At 60.5% G+C, this 19,592-nt stretch carries 19 protein-coding genes; all 19 read left to right on the top strand.

All coding sequences use genetic code 11. From position 1 onward, the window contains the following. The first annotated feature begins 115 nt into the window (after positions 1-115). The 19 genes from sdhC (at position 116) to cpoB (ending at position 19,504) form a co-directional block, all read left to right on the top strand. Complete coding sequence (gene sdhC, locus L1P05_RS12380) at positions 116-505, top strand: succinate dehydrogenase cytochrome b556 subunit (RefSeq protein WP_012849415.1); 390 nt, start codon at positions 116-118, stop codon at positions 503-505. Further along, complete coding sequence (sdhD, locus tag L1P05_RS12375; protein WP_012849414.1) at positions 499-846, top strand: succinate dehydrogenase membrane anchor subunit; 348 nt, start codon at positions 499-501, stop codon at positions 844-846. The genes sdhC and sdhD overlap by 7 nt, the downstream gene beginning before the upstream one ends. Beyond that, a complete protein-coding gene (sdhA, locus tag L1P05_RS12370; RefSeq protein ID WP_012849413.1) occupies positions 847-2,613 on the top strand; it encodes a succinate dehydrogenase flavoprotein subunit in 1,767 nt (588 codons plus the stop codon). Between the two features lie 18 nt (positions 2,614-2,631). Continuing rightward, positions 2,632-3,348 carry a succinate dehydrogenase iron-sulfur subunit gene (locus tag L1P05_RS12365; RefSeq protein ID WP_012849412.1) on the top strand — a complete coding sequence of 239 codons (717 nt, stop codon included), beginning with the start codon at positions 2,632-2,634 and terminating at the stop codon, positions 3,346-3,348. Between the two features lie 262 nt (positions 3,349-3,610). Further along, positions 3,611-6,418: a 2-oxoglutarate dehydrogenase E1 component gene (gene sucA / locus L1P05_RS12360; RefSeq protein ID WP_012849411.1), complete on the top strand. Its 2,808-nt coding sequence runs from the start codon at positions 3,611-3,613 to the stop codon at positions 6,416-6,418. Between the two features lie 55 nt (positions 6,419-6,473). Beyond that, complete coding sequence (odhB, locus tag L1P05_RS12355) at positions 6,474-7,685, top strand: 2-oxoglutarate dehydrogenase complex dihydrolipoyllysine-residue succinyltransferase (RefSeq protein WP_012849410.1); 1,212 nt, start codon at positions 6,474-6,476, stop codon at positions 7,683-7,685. Between the two features lie 86 nt (positions 7,686-7,771). Beyond that, entirely contained in the window at positions 7,772-8,938 is a 1,167-nt protein-coding gene (gene sucC / locus L1P05_RS12350; RefSeq protein WP_012849409.1) for an ADP-forming succinate--CoA ligase subunit beta, read from the top strand. After that, positions 8,938-9,810, top strand: coding sequence for a succinate--CoA ligase subunit alpha (gene sucD, locus L1P05_RS12345; protein WP_012849408.1), 873 nt, complete (start codon positions 8,938-8,940; stop codon positions 9,808-9,810). Before sucC ends, sucD begins: the two co-directional genes overlap by 1 nt. A gap of 627 nt (positions 9,811-10,437) precedes the next feature. After that, complete coding sequence (gene cydA, locus L1P05_RS12340) at positions 10,438-12,000, top strand: cytochrome ubiquinol oxidase subunit I (protein ID WP_012849407.1); 1,563 nt, start codon at positions 10,438-10,440, stop codon at positions 11,998-12,000. 15 nt (positions 12,001-12,015) lie between these two features. After that, the gene (gene cydB, locus L1P05_RS12335) at positions 12,016-13,155 is read left to right on the top strand and encodes a cytochrome d ubiquinol oxidase subunit II (protein ID WP_012849406.1); all 1,140 of its coding nucleotides are present in this window, start codon (positions 12,016-12,018) and stop codon (positions 13,153-13,155) included. 19 nt (positions 13,156-13,174) lie between these two features. Beyond that, positions 13,175-13,285 carry a cytochrome bd-I oxidase subunit CydX gene (cydX, locus tag L1P05_RS12330; RefSeq protein ID WP_015462075.1) on the top strand — a complete coding sequence of 37 codons (111 nt, stop codon included), beginning with the start codon at positions 13,175-13,177 and terminating at the stop codon, positions 13,283-13,285. Further along, positions 13,285-13,578 (top strand): cyd operon protein YbgE, encoded by a 294-nt coding sequence (gene ybgE, locus L1P05_RS12325; protein WP_015462074.1) that lies wholly within the window; start codon positions 13,285-13,287, stop codon positions 13,576-13,578. The genes cydX and ybgE overlap by 1 nt, the downstream gene beginning before the upstream one ends. Positions 13,579-13,828: 250 nt before the next feature. Beyond that, positions 13,829-14,224, top strand: a complete 396-nt coding sequence (ybgC, locus tag L1P05_RS12320; protein WP_012849404.1) for a tol-pal system-associated acyl-CoA thioesterase — start codon at positions 13,829-13,831, stop codon at positions 14,222-14,224. Next, entirely contained in the window at positions 14,221-14,904 is a 684-nt protein-coding gene (tolQ, locus tag L1P05_RS12315; protein WP_015462073.1) for a Tol-Pal system protein TolQ, read from the top strand. The genes ybgC and tolQ overlap by 4 nt, the downstream gene beginning before the upstream one ends. Positions 14,905-14,916: 12 nt before the next feature. Further along, a complete protein-coding gene (gene tolR / locus L1P05_RS12310; RefSeq protein ID WP_012849402.1) occupies positions 14,917-15,339 on the top strand; it encodes a colicin uptake protein TolR in 423 nt (140 codons plus the stop codon). 129 nt (positions 15,340-15,468) lie between these two features. Further along, on the top strand, positions 15,469-16,695 hold the full coding sequence (gene tolA, locus L1P05_RS12305) for a cell envelope integrity protein TolA (RefSeq protein ID WP_012849401.1): 1,227 nt from the start codon (positions 15,469-15,471) through the stop codon (positions 16,693-16,695). A gap of 144 nt (positions 16,696-16,839) precedes the next feature. Further along, on the top strand, positions 16,840-18,132 hold the full coding sequence (gene tolB / locus L1P05_RS12300) for a Tol-Pal system beta propeller repeat protein TolB (RefSeq protein ID WP_012849400.1): 1,293 nt from the start codon (positions 16,840-16,842) through the stop codon (positions 18,130-18,132). A 46-nt stretch (positions 18,133-18,178) separates the two neighbouring features. Continuing rightward, positions 18,179-18,691 carry a peptidoglycan-associated lipoprotein Pal gene (gene pal / locus L1P05_RS12295; protein WP_012849399.1) on the top strand — a complete coding sequence of 171 codons (513 nt, stop codon included), beginning with the start codon at positions 18,179-18,181 and terminating at the stop codon, positions 18,689-18,691. 24 nt (positions 18,692-18,715) lie between these two features. Beyond that, a complete protein-coding gene (gene cpoB, locus L1P05_RS12290; protein WP_034168832.1) occupies positions 18,716-19,504 on the top strand; it encodes a cell division protein CpoB in 789 nt (262 codons plus the stop codon). Positions 19,505-19,592 lie beyond the last annotated feature (88 nt).

The raw sequence follows: 19,592 nt of genomic DNA, 5'->3' as shown, positions 1-19,592 counted from the left end.
CAACCCCCGTTGCAGTGAGGCCCGTTCGCCGTCGGTCCGCTGCGTTAGTTCCGTGGGATTGGCATCGCTGCTTGATACCGCCCCAGGTCCGGAGGAGGAAAATAATAAGAGCTATGTGGGCAAAATTGTGAAAAAACAAAGACCTGTCAATCTGGATTTGCCAACAATCCGCTTTCCTGTCACCGCGATTGCGTCGATCTTGCACCGCGTCAGCGGCGTCGCCGTCTTCATCGCTATCGGTATTCTACTGTGGCTGCTCGGGCTCTCCCTCTCCTCCGCCGACGGATTTGCACAGGCCGCGGCGCTGCTGGATAGCGCGCTGGCCAGGCTGGTGCTGTGGGGTATCCTGACAGCGCTGGCCTATCACATCTGCGGCGGGATCCGTCACCTGCTGATGGACTTTGGTTATCTCGAGGAGAGCTTTAGCGTGGGCTGCCGCTCGGCGCAGCTGACGTTTGCCGCGACCGTGCTGCTCTCCGTTTGCGCGGGGGTATTGGTATGGTAAGCAACGCATCGGCGCTGGGGCGCAACGGTATTCAGGACTGGCTGCTGCTGCGCGCATCCGCCATCATCATCACGCTGTACGTTATCTATCTGCTGGCCTTCGTGGTCGGCGCAGGCCCGCTCACCTATACGCTGTGGCTTGATTTCTTCTCTTCGCGGATCACCCAGGTGTTTACCCTGCTGACCCTGCTGTGCATCCTGATCCATGCCTGGATCGGGATGTGGCAGGTCTTGACCGACTACGTCAAGCCGCTGGCGCTGCGTCTGGTGCTACAGCTGGCGATCGTGGTGGTCCTGGTGGTCTATCTGGTTTACGGAACATTGGTTGTGTGGGGGATATAGATGAAGCTGCCAGTCAGAGAGTTTGACGCCGTCGTGATCGGCGCCGGTGGAGCAGGCATGCGTGCGGCGCTGCAGATTTCTCAGGCGGGGTTTCGCTGTGCCCTGCTGTCCAAAGTGTTTCCGACCCGTTCCCATACCGTTTCGGCGCAGGGCGGGATCACCGTCGCGCTGGGCAATACCCATGAAGACAACTGGGAATGGCACATGTATGACACCGTGAAGGGGTCAGACTATATCGGCGATCAGGACGCGATTGAATATATGTGTAAAACTGGCCCGGATGCCGTGCTGGAGCTGGAGCACATGGGGCTGCCGTTTTCACGCCTGGAGGATGGGCGCATCTACCAGCGGCCGTTTGGCGGCCAGTCGAAAAACTTTGGCGGGGAGCAGGCCGCGCGCACCGCGGCGGCGGCGGATCGCACCGGTCATGCGCTGCTGCATACCCTGTATCAACAGAATCTGAAGAATCACACCACGATCTTCTCCGAGTGGTACGCGCTGGATCTGGTGAAAAATCAGGATGGCGCCATCGTCGGCTGTACGGCGCTGTGCATCGAGAGCGGCGAGGTGGTCTACTTCAAGGCGCGCGCCACCATTCTGGCCACCGGCGGCGCCGGACGCATTTATCAGTCGACCACCAACGCCCACATCAACACCGGCGACGGCGTCGGCATGGCGCTGCGCGCCGGGGTGCCGCTGCAGGACATGGAGATGTGGCAGTTTCACCCGACCGGGATCGCCGGCGCCGGCGTGCTGGTGACCGAAGGCTGCCGCGGCGAGGGGGGCTACCTGCTGAACAAGCACGGCGAGCGCTTTATGGAGCGCTATGCGCCCAACGCCAAGGATCTGGCCGGTCGCGACGTGGTGGCGCGGTCGATCATGATAGAGATCCGCGAAGGGCGCGGCTGCGATGGCCCCTGGGGGCCCCACGCTAAGCTGAAGCTCGACCACCTGGGGAAAGAGGTGCTGGAGTCCCGTCTGCCGGGGATCCTGGAGCTGTCGCGCACCTTTGCCCACGTCGATCCGGTCAAGGAGCCGATACCGGTAATCCCGACCTGTCACTACATGATGGGGGGCATTCCGACCCGCATCAGCGGACAGGCGCTGACCCTGGACGCCAGCGGCGCCGACCGGGTGATCCCCGGGCTGTTCGCCGTCGGTGAGATCGCCTGTGTTTCGGTGCACGGCGCCAACCGTCTGGGCGGTAACTCGCTGCTGGATCTGGTGGTGTTTGGCCGCTCGGCCGGCCTGCATCTGGAGGAGAGCCTGCGTGAGCAGGGGCCGCTGCGCGACGCCGGTGAGTCAGACATCGAGGCCAGCCTGGCGCGGCTTGAGCGCTGGAACGGCACCCGCAGCGGAGAGGATCCGGTACAGATCCGCAAAGATCTGCAGTCCTGCATGCAGCACAACTTCTCCGTCTTTCGTGAAGGGGAGGCGATGGCGCAGGGCCTGGCCGAGCTGAAGACGATCCGCGAGCGCCTGGATCACGCCCGTCTGGACGATACCTCCAGTGAATTCAATACCCAGCGTATCGAGTGTCTGGAGCTGGACAACCTGATGGCGACGGCCTTCGCCACCGCGATGGCCGCCAACTACCGCACAGAAAGCCGCGGGGCGCACAGCCGCTTTGACTTCCCGGAGCGCGATGACGCCAACTGGCTGTGCCATACCCTGTACCTGCCGGAGAGTGAGAGCATGGTGCAACGCCGCGTCAACATGCAGCCCCGGCTGCGCGCGGCCTTCCCGCCGAAGGTGCGTACTTACTGATTTGCCGAGGAGCAGGTAATGAAACTCGAATTTTCTATTTACCGTTACAACCCGGACGTGGATAGCGTGCCGCGCATGCAGGATTACACCCTGGAGGCGGAAGAGGGGCGTGACATGATGCTGCTGGATGCGCTGATCCAGCTGAAAGAGCAGGACCCGACCCTGGCCTTTCGCCGCTCCTGCCGCGAGGGGGTGTGCGGTTCGGATGGGGTCAACATGAACGGCCAAAACGGCCTGGCCTGCATCACTCCGCTCTCGGCCCTGCGCCGGGGGGGAAAGAAAATCGTCATCCGCCCGCTGCCGGGGCTGCCGGTGGTGCGCGATCTGGTGGTGGACATGGGCCAGTTTTATGCCCAGTACGAGAAGATCAAACCCTACCTGATTAACGATGGTCGAACGCCGCCGGCGCGCGAGTATCTGCAGTCGCCGGAGGAGCGCGCCAGGCTGGATGGGCTGTATGAGTGTATCCTGTGCGCCTGCTGCTCTACCGCCTGCCCATCCTTCTGGTGGAATCCGGACAAGTTCGTCGGCCCTTCCGGACTGCTGGCGGCCTACCGTTTCCTGATCGATAGTCGCGACACGGCGACGGCGCCGCGCCTCGACGCGCTGGACGACGCTTTCAGCGTATTCCGCTGCCACGGCATCATGAACTGTGTCAGCGTATGCCCGAAGGGGTTAAACCCGACGCGGGCGATTGGTCACATTAAATCTATGCTGCTGCAGCGCGGAGCCTGAGGGGCATAAAAGCATAGAATTCCGCGCGATACGCCGGATAATGGTCTCGCGCTATCCCGGTCGATCGCGACGGGGAGCGCCAGGAAAGCGATAAGGCACCCACAGAGGTGCTCAGAATGTCAGCGGGGTTATCACCGGGTGACGCCCGCGCTGGCTGTCTCGATAATTTTTTTTAATAACATTCAGTTAATACAAGAATATCTGTTAAAAATAAGATATTCACCACGGCGAATAACAGGCTTTACAAGCTTAAGGGATCACAATGCAGAACGGCACCATGAAGGCCTGGCTGGATTCCTCCTATCTGGCGGGCGCGAACCAGTCGTACATAGAACAACTGTATGAGGACTATTTGACCGACCCCGATTCAGTGGAGGGGAGCTGGAAAACCCTTTTTCAACAACTTCCGGTCAATGGACTGCCGCCGGATCAGCTGCACTCCCAGACCCGGGAGTACTTCCGCCGCCTGGCCAAAGATCCGACGCGCTTCGGCCTCGCGTTCAACGATCCGCAGACCGACGCCAAGCAGGTGAAGGTGCTGCAGCTGATCAATGCCTTTCGCTTCCGCGGCCATCAGCAGGCCAACCTCGATCCGCTCGGACTGTGGAAACAGGAGTCGGTCGCCGATCTCGACCCGGCGTTTCATCATCTGACGCCGGAGGATTTCAACGAAACCTTTAACGTCGGCTCATTCGCCATCGGCAGCGATACCCTGCGCCTGGCGGATCTCTACCGGGCGCTGCAGCAGACCTACTGCGGAACCATCGGCGCAGAATATATGCACCTGACCAACACCGACGAGAAGCGTTGGCTGCAGCAGCGGCTGGAGTCGGTGATGGGGCAGCCGGCGTTTAGCCCGCAGGAGAAGCGCCGCTTTCTGCAGGAGCTGACCGCCGCCGAGGGGCTGGAGCGCTATCTGGGCGCCAAGTTCCCGGGGGCCAAGCGCTTTTCGCTGGAGGGGGGCGATGCGCTGATCCCGATGCTGAAAGAGCTGATCCGCCACGCCGGGCGCAACGGCACCCGTGAAGTGGTGCTGGGGATGGCGCACCGCGGACGTCTGAATGTGCTGATCAACGTACTGGGCAAGTGCGCGGGTGAGCTGTTTGATGAGTTTGCCGGCAAGCACAAGGATCATCTGGGCACCGGCGACGTGAAGTACCACATGGGCTTCTCGTCGGATATGGAAACAGAGGGCGGCCCGGTGCACCTGGCGCTGGCCTTTAACCCGTCGCACCTGGAGATCGTCAGCCCGGTGGTGATGGGATCGGTGCGCGCGCGCCGCGATCGCCTGGATCGCACCCGCAGCGACATCGTGCTGCCGATCACCATTCACGGCGATGCGGCCGTCGCCGGTCAGGGCATCGTTCAGGAGACGCTGAACATGTCCCAGGCGCGCGGCTATGAGGTGGGCGGCACGGTGCGCATCGTGATCAATAACCAGATCGGTTTTACTACCTCAAACCCGCTGGACGCCCGTTCGACCCAGTACTGCACCGACATCGGCAAGATGGTGCAGGCGCCGATCTTCCACGTCAACGCCGACGATCCGGAGGCGGTGGCCTTTGTCACCCAGCTGGCGCTCGATTTCCGCAACTGCTTTAAGCGCGACGTCTTTATCGATCTGGTGTGCTACCGCCGCCACGGCCATAACGAGGCGGATGAGCCGAGCGCCACCCAGCCCGTGATGTATCAGAAGATCAAAAAGCATCCGACGCCGCGCAAGCTGTACGCCGATCGCCTGACGGAGCAGGGGGTGATCACCCTGGAGGACGCCACCGAGATGGTCAACCTCTATCGCGATGCTCTGGACGGCGGCGGCTGCGTCGTGGCGGAGTGGCGCCCGATGACCATGCACAGCGTGACCTGGGATCCCTATCTGCACCACGAATGGGATGAGCCTTATCCCCATGCGGTAGCGCCGCAGCGCCTGCAGGATCTGGCGCGCTGCATCAGCCGGGTGCCGGAGGCGGTAGAGATGCAGGCGCGGGTTGCCAAAATCTACGCCGATCGCGCCGAAATGGCCGAGGGCAAGCGGCCCTTCGACTGGGGCGGGGCGGAAAATCTGGCCTATGCTACGCTGGTGGACGAGGGCATTCCGGTGCGTATCTCCGGCGAGGACTGCGGCCGCGGCACCTTCTTCCACCGCCACGCGGTGATCCACAGCCAAAGGGATGGCGCGGTGTATGTGCCGCTGGAGAACGTGCACAACGGCCAGGGGGATTTTAAGGTGTGGGACTCGGTCCTGTCCGAGGCGGCGGTGCTGGCCTTTGAGTATGGCTACGCCAGCGCGGAGCCGCGCACCCTGACGATTTGGGAGGCGCAGTTTGGCGACTTCGCCAACGGCGCCCAGGTGGTGATCGACCAGTTCATCAGCTCCGGCGAGCAGAAGTGGGGACGCCTGTGCGGCCTGGTCATGCTGCTGCCGCACGGCTACGAGGGACAGGGGCCGGAGCACTCCTCCGCCCGCCTGGAGCGCTACCTGCAGCTGTGCGCCCAGCAGAATATCCAGGTCTGCGTTCCCTCGACGCCGGCGCAGGTTTACCACATGCTGCGCCGTCAGGCGCTGCGCGCCATGCGCCGCCCGCTGGTGGTGATGTCGCCTAAGTCCCTGCTGCGCCATCCGCTGGCGGTCTCTTCGCTGGATGAGCTGGCGCAGGGCTGCTTCCAGCCGGCGATCGGGGAGATCGATCCTCTCGATGCTCAGCGGGTGAAGCGGGTGGTGATGTGCTCCGGTAAGGTGTACTACGATCTGCTGGAGCAGCGGCGGAAGAATGGCCAGGACAACGTGGCGATCGTCCGTATCGAACAGCTCTACCCGTTCCCCCATCAGGCGGTGCAGGCGGTGCTGGCGCCCTATACCCAGGCGCGCGATTTTGTCTGGTGCCAGGAGGAGCCGCTCAATCAGGGGGCCTGGTACTGCAGTCAGCATAACTTCCGTGAGGTGATCCCCTTTGGCGCAGTGCTGCGCTACGCCGGCCGTCCGGCGTCGGCCTCACCGGCGGTGGGGTATCTGTCGGTTCACCGCGAGCAGCAGCAGGCGCTGGTGGACGATGCCCTGAATGTGGAATAAAGGGTGCGGGCGCTGTCGCCCGCATTCGCGACACGCATTAATACAAGGATAAACAATGAGCAGCGTAGAAATTCTGGTTCCCGATCTGCCTGAATCCGTCGCCGACGCCACGGTCGCTACCTGGCATAAGCAGGTGGGCGACAGCATCGCTCGCGATGAGGTCATCGTTGAGATCGAGACGGACAAAGTGGTCCTGGAGGTGCCGGCGGCGGAGGCCGGCGTGTTGGAGGCTATTCTGGAACCGGAGGGAGCAACGGTAACGGCGCGCCAGCTGCTGGGACGGCTGCGTCCGGCCGACGTGAGCGGCGTCGCGATTAGCGCCGGTGCGCAGGCGGCGCAGGCGACGCCGGCCGAGCGCCATACCGCCGCCCTGGAGACGGGCAGCAGCGATGCCCTGAGCCCCGCGGTGCGTCGTCTGGTCGCCGAGCACGACGTGGATCCGTCGTCGCTGCAGGGCAGCGGCGTCGGCGGGCGTCTGACGCGAGAGGATGTGACCAAGCATCTGGCTGGGCAGCCGAGCGCGGCGCCGGTCGCCGCGCCGCCTCAGGCCGCCGCGCCGCTGAGCGCGGAGCGTGAGAAGCGGGTGCCCATGACCCGTCTGCGCAAGCGGGTGGCCGAACGCCTGCTGGAGGCGAAGAACAGCACCGCGATGCTGACCACCTTTAACGAAGTGAACATGAAGCCGATCATGGATCTGCGCAGCCAGTACGGTGAGGCGTTTGAAAAACGCCACGGCGTGCGCCTGGGCTTTATGTCTTTTTATATCAAGGCGGTATTGGAAGCGCTGAAGCGTTATCCGGAGGTGAACGCCGCCCTTGACGGCGAAGAGGTGGTCTACCATAACTACTTCGATATCAGCATTGCGGTGTCGACGCCGCGCGGGCTGGTGACGCCGGTGATCCGCGATGTCGATACCCTGAGCATGGCGGATATTGAAAAACAGATTAAGGCGCTGGCGCTGAAGGGGCGCGACGGCAAGCTGACGGTCGAGGAGCTGACCGGCGGCAACTTTACCATTACCAACGGCGGCGTATTTGGCTCCCTGATGTCCACGCCGATTATCAACCCGCCGCAGAGCGCGATCCTGGGCATGCATGCCATCAAGGATCGCCCGATGGCGGTCAACGGCCAGGTGGTGATCCTGCCGATGATGTACCTGGCGCTTTCGTATGACCATCGTCAGATTGACGGGCGTGAGTCCGTGGGCTTCCTGGTGACGGTCAAAGAGATGTTGGAAGATCCGGCGCGTCTGCTGCTGGATGTGTAACTCCGTGTGATCCGTGCTATGCACAGGCCCGCGCCGGCGGGCCTGCTCCTAACAATAAGAGTCAGCCCCTATAGGGATAGAACATCATGAACTTACACGAATATCAGGCAAAACAGCTGTTTGCCCGCTATGGACTGCCAACGCCGGTGGGGTACGCCTGCAGCACGCCGCGTCAGGCGGAAGAGGCGGCCTCTAAAATCGGCAGCGGCCCCTGGGTGGTCAAGTGTCAGGTGCACGCCGGCGGACGAGGTAAAGCGGGCGGCGTAAAGTGCGTGGAGAGTAAAGAGGCGATCCGCGCCTTCGCCGAACAGTGGCTGGGTAAGCGGCTGGTGACCTACCAGACGGATGCCCAGGGGCAGCCGGTGCGCCAGATTCTGGTGGAGGGAGCGACCGAGATTGCGCGCGAGCTGTATCTGGGCGCGGTGATCGATCGCAGCTCCCGGCGCGTGGTGTTCATGGCGTCGACCGAGGGGGGCGTGGAGATTGAGCAGGTGGCGCAAAAGACGCCCCACCTGATCCACCGGGTGGCGCTCGATCCACTGACCGGGCCACAGCCCTATCAGGGGCGCGAGCTGGCGTTTAAGCTGGGGCTGAGCGGTAAGCAGGCCCAGCAGTTTGGTCAGATTTTCATGGGGCTGGCGACGCTGTTTTTGCAGTGCGATCTGACCATGGCAGAGATCAATCCGCTGGTGATCACCCCGCAGGGGGATCTGCTGTGCCTGGACGGTAAGCTGGACGTCGACAGCAACGCCCTGTTCCGTCAGCCGGCGCTGCGCGAAATGGAGGATCCCGAGCAGAACGATGCGCGTGAGGCGCATGCGGCGCAGTGGGAGCTGAACTACGTCGCGCTGGAGGGCAATATCGGCTGCATGGTGAACGGCGCCGGTCTGGCGATGGGCACCATGGATATCGTCAAACTGCACGGCGGTGCGCCGGCTAACTTCCTGGACGTGGGCGGCGGTGCTACCAAGGAGCGGGTGACGGAGGCGTTTAAGATCATCCTGTCCGACGAGCACGTGAGGGCGGTGCTGGTCAACATTTTCGGCGGTATCGTGCGCTGCGACCTGATCGCTGACGGCATCATCGGCGCCGTGGCGGAGGTGGGCGTTCACGTACCGGTGGTGGTACGGCTGGAGGGCAACAACGCCGAGCTGGGCACCCGAATACTGGCCGACAGCGGCCTGAACATCATTGCGGCCACCAGTCTGACGGATGCCGCGCGCCAGGTGGTTAGCGCCGTGGAGGGGAAATAATGTCGATACTGATCAATCACGAAACCCGGGTCATCTGCCAGGGCTTTACCGGCAGCCAGGGGACATTCCACTCCGAGCAGGCGTTGGCCTACGGTACCCGTCTGGTGGGCGGGGTAACGCCGGGCAAAGGGGGCAGCGAACATCTCGGCCTGCCGGTGTTCAACACGGTGCGCGAGGCGGTATTGGCGACCGACGCCAGCGCCAGCGTGATCTATGTACCGGCGCCGTTCTGTAAAGACTCCATTCTGGAGGCGATAGACGGCGGTATTTCGCTGATTATCTGTATTACCGAGGGGATCCCGACGCAGGACATGCTGGTGATCCGGGCCAAGCTGGATCAGAGCCCCGGGGTGCGGATGATCGGTCCGAACTGTCCGGGGGTGATCACGCCGGGCGCCTGCAAGATCGGCATCATGCCGGGCCATATTCACCGTCCGGGACGCATCGGCATCGTCTCGCGCTCCGGCACCCTGACCTATGAGGCGGTGAAGCAGACCAGCGACGTCGGGCTGGGGCAGTCCACCTGCGTCGGTATCGGCGGCGATCCGATCCCCGGCTCCAGCTTTATCGACATTCTGGCGCTGTTCCAGGCCGATCCGCAGACCGAGGCCATCGTGATGATCGGTGAGATCGGCGGCAACGCGGAAGAGGAGGCGGCGGCCTATATCAAGGCACATGTGACCAAGCCGGTGATCGGCTATATCGCCGGGGTGACGGCGCCCAAGGGGAAGCGAATGGGGCATGCTGGGGCGATCATCGCCGGCGGCAAGGGCACCGCAGACGAGAAGTTTGCCGCCCTGGAGGCCGCCGGAGTCGTGACGGTGCGCAGCCTGGCCGATATCGGTCAAGCGGCGCTGCGGGCTCTGGCCTGACGTATCGCGCCACCCAATACGGGCCACCGACGGGTGGCCTTTTTTATTGGCCTAATAGATGACAAATGAAATATTACCGCGCCGGAAAGAGATCCTCGGCAGCGGAATATATCACCCAGGATGATAGTTAAACAATTAGCGCGATATTATTTAACACAATCAATACATTTTCACCCAGCCTACTAATTGATTGAATTTTGCGCTCTTTGATCTCATTTGGCGTTGTAAATAATGCTTGTAATGTAATTTTTTGTTAATCTTGCGTCAGATCAATATTCGCGAGCGCTGTATATGTAGGCAAATATTGACCTAACAATGGAAATCCAATCAGCATCACGTAAAAAATGATTTATTGTGTCTGGCTGTGAGGGTAATATTTGTCAGACTGTAATACATGGTCAGACCTATTGTTATATTTGTTATCTTTTTTCGGTTCTTAGTTGCGAACGTTTTCTGCGCTATGCTTGCTAAAGCGGCGCTGCCGCGGAGAGCGTAGGCCGTTAAGAATTGGGACAGGGTGCATTTGTGGGTGAAGGGCATTCATTGCTGGTTGTTATGTGACTTCCGTAAAAACGGAAGCCGGGTTGCCGCAAGTCGGAGTCTTCCTGCGAGGAGCAAGGAGTCAAGATGTTTGATATTGTCGAACTGTCGCGTTTACAGTTTGCCTTAACGGCGATGTACCATTTCCTGTTTGTCCCGCTGACGCTGGGGATGGCGTTTTTGCTGGCCATCATGGAAACGGTATATGTGCTGACCGGCAAGCAAATCTATAAAGATATGACCAAGTTCTGGGGTAAGTTGTTCGGTATCAACTTCGCCCTGGGGGTCGCTACCGGTTTGACCATGGAGTTCCAGTTCGGGACCAACTGGTCGTACTACTCTCACTACGTCGGCGATATCTTCGGTGCGCCGCTGGCCATCGAAGGGCTGATGGCGTTCTTCCTTGAGTCTACCTTCGTTGGGCTGTTCTTCTTTGGCTGGGATCGCCTGGGCAAAGTGCAGCACATGATGGTGACCTGGCTGGTCGCGCTGGGCTCTAACCTCTCCGCGCTGTGGATCCTGGTGGCCAACGGCTGGATGCAGAACCCGATCGCCTCCGACTTTAACTTTGAAACCATGCGCATGGAGATGCTGAGCTTCTCTGAGCTGGTGATGAACCCGGTAGCTCAGGTGAAGTTCGTGCATACCGTTTCCGCCGGCTACGTCACCGGTGCCATGTTCATTCTGGGCGTTAGCGCTTACTATCTGCTGAAGGGCCGTGACTTTGCCTTTGCCAAGCGCTCGTTCGCTATCGCCGCCGCCTTTGGTATGGCGTCGGTGATCGCGGTGAGCCTGCTGGGCGATGAGTCTGGCTATGAGATGGGCAGCGTGCAGAAGACCAAGCTGGCGGCCATTGAGGCCGAGTGGGAAACCCAGCCAGCGCCGGCCTCCTTCAACCTGTTCGCCATCCCAGATCAGCAGACGGAGAGCAACCACTACGCGATTGAGGTTCCCTATCTGCTGGGCCTGATCGCCACCCGCTCTCTCGATCAGCAGGTCATCGGCCTGAAAGATCTGATGAAGGAGAACGAGGGGCGCATCCGTAACGGGATGAAGAGCTACCAGCTGCTGCAGGAGCTGCGCACCGGCAATACCGATCCGGCGGTGCGTGATGCCTTTAACCACAGCAAGCAGGATCTGGGCTACGGTCTGCTGCTGAAGCGCTATACCGATAACCCGGCTCAGGCCAGCGATGAGCAGATCGCCAAGGCAACCAAAGACTCCATTCCGGAAGTGGCACCGCTGTACTTTGCCTTCCGTATCATGGTTGGCTGCGGCGTGCTGATGATGCTGCTGATCCTGGCGTCGTTCTACAGCGTGGTGCGCGGGCGCATCGGCGAGAAGCGCTGGCTGCTGCGCGGCGCTCTGCTGGGCATTCCGCTGCCGTGGATTGCCTGTGAGGCGGGCTGGTTCGTGGCTGAGTATGGCCGTCAGCCGTGGGCGATCAACGATGTGCTGCCGACGGCGGTCGCCAACTCGTCGCTGACCGCAGGCGATCTGTGGTTCTCGATCATTCTGATCTGCGGTCTGTATACGCTGTTCCTGGTCGCTGAGCTGTATCTGATGTTCAAGTTCGCCCGCCTGGGGCCGAGCAGCCTGAAGACCGGCCGCTATCACTTTGAACAGACGAATGCGGTAGACGCACGGTAAACAGGAGTCCACACTATGTTCGAATATGAAGTATTGCGCTTTCTCTGGTGGCTGCTGGTCGGTGTGCTGCTGATCGGATTTGCGATCACCGATGGTTTCGATATGGGGGTCGGGATTCTCTCCCGCATCCTCGGTAAAACCGATACCGAGCGGCGCGTGATGATCAACGCCATCGCGCCGCACTGGGACGGTAACCAGGTATGGCTGATCACCGCGGGCGGCGCGCTGTTTGCCGCCTGGCCGATGGTGTACGCCGCCGCCTTCTCCGGCTTCTATGTGGCGATGATCCTGGTGCTGGCCGCCTTGTTCTTCCGCCCGGTGGGCTTTGACTACCGCTCCAAGATTGCCGATCCGCGCTGGCGTAACATGTGGGACTGGGGCATCTTTATCGGCAGCTTCGTACCAGCGCTGGTCTTTGGCGTGGCGTTCGGTAACCTGCTGCAGGGCGTCCCCTTCCATATCGATGAGTATCTGCGCCTGTTCTATACCGGCAACTTCTTCCAGCTGCTCAATCCGTTTGCCCTGCTGGCCGGCGTGGTCAGCCTGACCATGCTGCTGGTGCAGGGTGCGGCCTATCTGCAGATGAAGACCGCCGGCGAGCTGCGCCTGCGCGCCCGCGCCACGACGCAGATCTGTGCGCTGGTGATGATGGTGGCCTTCCTACTGGCCGGGGTATGGCTGGTGAAGGGGATCGATGGCTATCTCATCACCTCGGTTCTCGACCACGCGGCGCCGTCCAACCCGCTGCATAAAGAGGTGGCGCATCAGGCCGGCGCTTGGCTGGTGAACTTTAATGCGCATCCGATCCTGTGGCTGATTCCGGCGCTGGGGGTGGTGCTGCCGCTGCTGACTATCCTGACCTCTCGTCTGGATCGCTGCGGCTGGGCATTCCTGTTCTCCTCGCTGACCATCGCCTGCGTGATCCTGACCGCCGGTGTGACTATGTTCCCGTTCGTGATGCCGTCCATCACCAACCCGAACATGAGTCTGACCATGTGGGACGCCACCTCCAGCCTGCTGACGTTGAAGGTGATGACGATTGTGGCGATCATTTTTGTTCCTATCGTGCTGCTGTACACCCTGTGGTGCTACTACAAGATGTTTGGCCGACTGGACAAAAACTTTATCGAAGACAATAAACACTCACTGTACTGATCCGCTGGGGAGCTTAAGCATGTGGTATTTTGCCTGGATTTTGGGAACGCTTATGGCCTGCTTTTTCGCTATCATCACCGCGATGGCGATTGAGAATCGCGAGACCAAGGCGGCACAAGACGGTAAATGATGACCGGACTGGCAGACAGGCTGTATAGCCTGATGGATAAGGGCCCGCTGCGGGCCCTTTCCCTGATTCTGGCGTTGGCGCTGGCGGGCTGTATCTTTTGGGATCCGACCCGCTTTGCGGCGAAAACCAGCTCGCTGGCGATCTGGCAAGGGCTGCTGCTGATGTGGGCCGTCTGCAGCGGGGTGGTGCACGGGGTCGGATTCCGTCCCCGTCGTCTGCGCTGGCGTGCGTTCTTTTCACCGCTGCCGGCGCTGATCATTCTGATCGCCGGACTGCTGTTCTTTTTCCGCTGAGATCGGCGCCGCCCGATCGGGGCGATGCGGCCGACGCCGCGCTGAGCACGGCGCTATCGGGCGCGCGCTGGTCGGCTCGCCTCTAGCGCCGCCCGCCTATCGATGCGTCAGTGATCGTTCACTTCCATTATGGGTCATCCATCGACCCATAATTATTTTAGCTCTCAGGTTTCTCCCCCATTCCAAACCCCATTTCAGTTGCGTATAGTATCCGCGTTGTTTAGCTATACTGGGATGTAGAGTGAGTCATATGGTATTCCAATGGCCGGTACGGGTGTACTTTGAGGACACCGATGCCGGGGGTGTAGTCTATCACGCACGCTACATCGCCTTTTATGAAAGAGCGCGCACGGAGATGCTGCGTCAACATCATTTTAGTCAGCAACAATTGCTGGCTGAGCATGTCGCTTTTGCGGTCCGTCGCATGACCGTGGACTATTTGGCTCCCGCCCGCCTGGACGATCTGTTGGTGGTGGAGAGCGAGATTTCCGCACTGCGGGGGGCTTCCCTTACGTTTGCGCAGCGCATTGTCAATTCTGACGGTCTGGTTCTCAGCCGGGCCGATGTGCTGATTGCATGTATCGATCAAAATCTAATGAAGCCAATTGCGCTTCCAAAGTCTATTGTCGCGGAGTTTAAGCAGTGACTGACATGAACATTCTGGATTTATTCCTGAAAGCAAGCCTGCTGGTAAAGCTTATCATGCTGGTATTGATATGCTTTTCGATTGCCTCCTGGGCGATCATTATCCAGCGCACCCGTATCCTGAATGCGGCTACGCGTGATGCCGAGGCTTTTGAGGATAAATTTTGGTCCGGCATCGAGCTATCCCGCCTGTATCAGGAAAGCCAGACCCGGCGCGACGCCCTGAGTGGCTCCGAGCAGATCTTCTACTCCGGATTTAAGGAGTTTGCCCGCCTGCACCGCATGAATAGCCATGCGCCGGAAGGGGTGATCGAAGGGGCATCGCGCGCGATGCGCATTTCGCTCAACCGGGAGATCGAGGCGATGGAGAACCACATTCCGTTCCTGGGCACCGTCGGCTCTATCAGCCCGTATATCGGCCTGTTCGGCACCGTTTGGGGGATTATGCACGCCTTTATCGGTCTGGGCGCCGTGAAGCAGGCAACGCTGCAGATGGTGGCACCGGGTATCGCCGAGGCGCTGATCGCGACGGCGATCGGCCTGTTCGCCGCGATCCCGGCCGTGATGGCCTATAACCGCCTCAGCCTGCGGGTGAATAAGCTGGAGCAGAACTATGAAAACTTCATGGAAGAGTTCATCGCCATTCTGCACCGCCAGGCCTTTGCCGCTGACGGCAAGTAAGTTGAGGATAGCATGGCAAGATTAGGTGGACGGCGCGATCTCAAGTCGGAAATCAACATCGTTCCGCTGCTCGACGTGCTGTTGGTGCTGGTGCTGATCTTTATGGCGACGGCGCCGATTATTACGCAAAGCGTTGAGGTGGATTTGCCGGATGCGACGGAGTCGAAAACCGTCAGCACCAACGATCACCCGCCGGTGATCGTGGAGGTCTCCGGCGTAGGGCAGTATGCGGTGGTGGTGGATCATAATCGCATGGAGCAGTTGCCGCCGGAGCAGGTGATCGCCGAGGCGCAGGCGCAGCTCAAGGCCGACCCGAAAACGGTGTTTCTGATCGGGGGAGCCAAAGAGGTGCCGTACGATGAAATTATTAAGGCGCTCAATTTATTACATCAGGCCGGAGTCACCTCCGTGGGACTGATGACGCAGCCGATTTAAGGGATTCGCCGCCGCGTAGCGTAAGCAGACATGCAGCCTGTACGGGCTGCGTGTCTTTATTTTACAGCGCGGCGGGTAGTGGCCCGGCACGGCAGGATCTTGGAAGCGACTAGCGGTTGGAATCGAATTGTGGGAAATGCAACTGAGCAAAAAGATAAGCTGAATCGCTCTGTCATCATCTCGGTGATTTTGCACATTGTCCTGATCGGCCTGCTGATTTGGGGCTCCCTGATGCAGGATAACCCGATGAGCGAGGGCGGTGACGGCGGCGGCGGCGGCTCGGCGATCGACGCGGTGATGGTGGATCCGAACGCGGTCGTGCAGCAGTACAACCGCCAGCAGGAGCAGCAGAACGCGGCCCAGCGCGCGGAGCAGCAGCGTCAGCAGAAAGCGGAAAAGCAGGCGCAGGAGATGCAGCGTAAGCAGGCGGAAGAGCAACAGCGCCTGAAGGCGCTGGAGAAAGAGCGCCTGCAGGCGCAGGAAGATGCCAAGCAGGCGGCGGAAGAGGCCAAGCAGGCCGCAGAGCAGGCTAAAAAACAGGCCGCGGAAGAGGCGAAGAAGGCGGCGGAAGAGGCGAAGAAGGCCGCCGCGCTGGCGGTGCAGCAGGCGAAAGAAGAGGCGGCGAAAGCGGCCGCCGAGGCCAAGAAACAGGCCGAGGAAGAGGTGAAAAAAGCCGCTCTCGCCGCGAAGAAACAGGCTGACGAGGCGGCGAAGAAGGCCGCAGAAGAGGCGAAGAAGGCCGCCGAGGCCGCGAAGCAGCAGGCGGCGGAAGCGGCGAAGCAAGCGGCGGAGGCTAAGGCCGCGGCGGACGCGAAGGCGGAGGCCAAGGCGAAAGCGGCGGCAGAAGCCAAGGCTAAGGCCGATACTGAGGCCAAGGCCAAGGCGGATGCCAAGAAAGCCGCCGAGGCGAAGAAGAAAGCGGCCGCCGCCGCCGCCGCGAAGCAGGCTGACGAGGTGGACGATCTGTTTGGCGGCCTGGCGTCGTCGAAGAATGCGCCGAAAGGCACCGCCAACGGCGGTACGCCGGGCAACAGCGGTAAGGCGGGCCCGGACGGTAAAGGCAATAGCAAGGCTTCCGGCGCCTCCGGCGCAGAAATTAGCGGCTATGGGAATCAAATTAGAAGCGCAATCATGGCGAAGTTTTATACTGATCCAAGCTATGCTGGAAAAACCTGCGATCTGCGCATCAAGCTGGCGCCCGATGGCCTGCTGCTCGATGTGAAGGCGGAAGGGGGCGATCCGGCGCTGTGCCAGGCGGCGCTCTCCGCCGCGCGTCAGGCGCGCTATCCTAAGCCGCCCAGCGACGCGGTGTACCAGGTGTATAAAAACGCGCCGGTGGTGTTCCAGCCGCAGTGATGAACTCGGCGCCGCGGCGGTAATCGGCGGATCGTTATCGGATTCGGCCGATGGCCTTCTGCGGCGGCATGTAGTGTTGTTGACATTGATTTGTTAAAATTCTGCTAATTTATCGTGGCCAGAGGGTCGGATAAGGGAGATAAGATGAAGCAGGCGTTTCGTTTGATGGTGGGGCTTCTCGTCCTGTGGGCCAGCGTGCTCCATGCCGAAGTCCGAATCGTGATAACCCAAGGGGTAGACTCTGCCCGCCCGATTGGCGTAGTTCCCTTTAAGTGGATGGGGCCGGGTGCGGCGCCGGAGAATATCGGCGGAATCATCGCCGCCGATCTGCGCAACAGCGGTAAGTTTAACCCGATCGATGCCAGCCGGATGCCGCAGCAGCCGTCGACGGCGGCCGAGGTCACCCCGGCGGCCTGGACGGCGCTGGGGATCGACGCCGTGGTGGTCGGTCAGGTACAGCCTGGCGCGGACGGCAGCTATCTGGTCTCCTACCAGCTGGTGGATACCTCCGGGAATCCGGGCAGCGTGCTGGCGCAGAATCAGTATAAGGTGACCAAGCAGTGGCTGCGCTACGCCGCCCATACCGCCAGCGACGAGGTGTTTGAGAAGCTGACCGGTATCAAGGGGGCCTTCCGCACCCGCATCGCCTATGTGGTGCAGACCAACGGCGGTCAGTTCCCCTATGAGCTGCGCGTGGCCGACTACGATGGCTATAACCAGTTTGTGGTGCATCGCTCCGCTGAGCCGCTGATGTCGCCGGCCTGGTCGCCGGACGGCAGCAAGCTGGCCTACGTGACCTTTGAGAGCGGTCGCTCGGCGCTGGTGATCCAGACCCTGTCCAACGGTGCGATCCGTCAGGTGGCCTCCTTCCCGCGTCACAACGGCTCTCCGGCCTTCTCTCCGGACGGCAGCAAGCTGGCGTTTGCGCTCTCCAAGACCGGCAGCCTCAACCTGTACGTGATGGATCTGGCCTCCGGCGCCATCCGTCAGGTGACCGACGGTCGCAGCAACAACACGGAGCCGACCTGGTTCCCGGACAGCCAAAACCTGGCCTTTACCTCTGACCAGGCCGGCCGGCCGCAGATTTATAAAATGAACATCAACGGCGGTGCCGCGCAGCGCCTGACCTGGGAAGGTTCCCAGAATCAGGATGCCGAAGTGAGCCCTGACGGGAAATTCCTGGTCATGGTGAGCAGCAATGCAGGCGCGCAGCATATCGCTAAACTGGATCTTGGAACGAATGCCACTCAGGTTCTGACGGATACGTTCCTGGATGAAACGCCGAGTATCGCGCCGAACGGCACCATGGTGATTTACAGTTCTACCCAGGGACTGGGCTCCGTGCTGCAGTTAGTATCGATAGACGGGCGTTTTAAAGCGCGTCTTCCGGCTACCGATGGTCAGGTGAAGTTCCCTGCCTGGTCGCCGTATCTGTGATGCATGAATAAAACTATACTTATATAAATTTAAAAGGATCAATAAGATGCAACTGAACAAAGTTCTCAAGGGGCTGATGCTGGTACTGCCGATCATGGCCGTAGCTGCCTGTAGTTCAAAGAAAAACACCAATGACGATCAGTCCGGTATGGGCATGGGCGCCAACGGTATGGAAAACAGCAGCAGCAATCTCTCTTCTGATGAACAGGCTCGTTTGCAGATGCAGGAGCTGCAGAAAAACAACATCGTTTACTTCGGCCTGGATAAATACGATGTGACCCCGGACTACATGCAGGAGCTGGATGCCCACGCGGCGTTCCTGCGCAGCAACCCGTCCTACAAAGTCACCGTAGAAGGCCATACCGACGAACGCGGTACGCCGGAGTACAACATCGCGCTGGGCGAACGTCGCGCCAATGCGGTGAAGATGTATCTGCAGGGTAAAGGCGTTAGCGCCGATCAGATCGATATCGTTTCCTACGGTAAAGAGAAGCCTGCGGTACTGGGTCACGACGAAGCGGCATACGCTAAAAACCGTCGTGCCGTACTGGTCTACTAATTCTGTTACCTAGACGAGTAGCGAATGAGCAGTAACTTCAGACGTCATATGATGGGTCTGTCGTTACTGGTTGGCGTAGCGGCCCCCTGGGTCGCTACTGCCCAAGCGCCAATCAGTAGCGTCGGCTCCGGCTCGGTGGAAGACCGAGTGACCTCCCTTGAGCGTATTACCAACGCTCAGGGCCAGCTGTTGACTCAGCTTCAGCAACAGCTTTCCGACAACCAGCGTGATATTGACACCCTGCGCGGGCAGATCCAGGAAAACCAATATCAACTGAATCAGATCGTGGAACGCCAGAAACAGATCTATCAGCAGATAGACAGTCTGAGCAGCGGCAGCGCGGCTCAGGGCGCGGCAGCGTCTTCGACGGCAGCGGCAGCACCCGCCCCGGCGGCGGAGGCCAGCGCGCCGGCGACGGCGACCCCGCAGGCGGCCGCCAGCGGCGGTGACGCCAACGCGGACTATAACCGCGCCGTCGATCTGGTTCTGGTGAAGAAGCAGAACGATCAGGCGATTTCGGCTTTCCAGACCTTTATCAAACAGTACCCGGACTCTACCTATCAGCCCAACGCCAACTATTGGCTGGGGCAGCTGTTTTACAGCAAGGGGAAAAAGGACGATGCGGCCTATTATTATGCCGTGGTGGTAAAAAACTACCCCAAATCGCCCAAGGCCGCGGAGTCTATGTATAAGGTCGGCGTGATCATGCAGGAGAAAGGGCAGACCGATAAGGCCAACGCCGTCTACCAGCAGGTGATCAAACAATATCCGAACAGCGATGCGGCCAAGCTGGCGCAAAAACGCATGGGATAGCCCTAAACGGGACGGAAATCAGGCGCATTGCCTGTTTTCCGCGCCCGAGTGTATGAAGCGCAAGCAATTGACCGGATTCTGAGAATTT

The organism is Edwardsiella piscicida, assembly GCF_021733145.1.
Classification (GTDB): Bacteria; Pseudomonadota; Gammaproteobacteria; order Enterobacterales; family Enterobacteriaceae; genus Edwardsiella; species Edwardsiella piscicida.
Note: the sequence above shows the minus strand (reverse complement) of the source record. Positions and strands in the feature narration are given on the sequence as shown.

Coding starts and splice junctions, on each gene's coding strand:
- ybgC (WP_012849404.1), top strand. CDS start 13,829: ATGGTATTCCAATGGCCGGTACGGGTGTACTTTGAGGACACCGATGCC.
- sucC (WP_012849409.1), top strand. CDS start 7,772: ATGAACTTACACGAATATCAGGCAAAACAGCTGTTTGCCCGCTATGGA.
- odhB (WP_012849410.1), top strand. CDS start 6,474: ATGAGCAGCGTAGAAATTCTGGTTCCCGATCTGCCTGAATCCGTCGCC.
- pal (WP_012849399.1), top strand. CDS start 18,179: ATGCAACTGAACAAAGTTCTCAAGGGGCTGATGCTGGTACTGCCGATC.
- sucA (WP_012849411.1), top strand. CDS start 3,611: ATGCAGAACGGCACCATGAAGGCCTGGCTGGATTCCTCCTATCTGGCG.
- sdhA (WP_012849413.1), top strand. CDS start 847: ATGAAGCTGCCAGTCAGAGAGTTTGACGCCGTCGTGATCGGCGCCGGT.
- cydX (WP_015462075.1), top strand. CDS start 13,175: ATGTGGTATTTTGCCTGGATTTTGGGAACGCTTATGGCCTGCTTTTTC.
- tolB (WP_012849400.1), top strand. CDS start 16,840: ATGAAGCAGGCGTTTCGTTTGATGGTGGGGCTTCTCGTCCTGTGGGCC.
- ybgE (WP_015462074.1), top strand. CDS start 13,285: ATGACCGGACTGGCAGACAGGCTGTATAGCCTGATGGATAAGGGCCCG.
- tolR (WP_012849402.1), top strand. CDS start 14,917: ATGGCAAGATTAGGTGGACGGCGCGATCTCAAGTCGGAAATCAACATC.
- sucD (WP_012849408.1), top strand. CDS start 8,938: ATGTCGATACTGATCAATCACGAAACCCGGGTCATCTGCCAGGGCTTT.
- sdhD (WP_012849414.1), top strand. CDS start 499: ATGGTAAGCAACGCATCGGCGCTGGGGCGCAACGGTATTCAGGACTGG.
- cydB (WP_012849406.1), top strand. CDS start 12,016: ATGTTCGAATATGAAGTATTGCGCTTTCTCTGGTGGCTGCTGGTCGGT.
- cydA (WP_012849407.1), top strand. CDS start 10,438: ATGTTTGATATTGTCGAACTGTCGCGTTTACAGTTTGCCTTAACGGCG.
- cpoB (WP_034168832.1), top strand. CDS start 18,716: ATGAGCAGTAACTTCAGACGTCATATGATGGGTCTGTCGTTACTGGTT.
- L1P05_RS12365 (WP_012849412.1), top strand. CDS start 2,632: ATGAAACTCGAATTTTCTATTTACCGTTACAACCCGGACGTGGATAGC.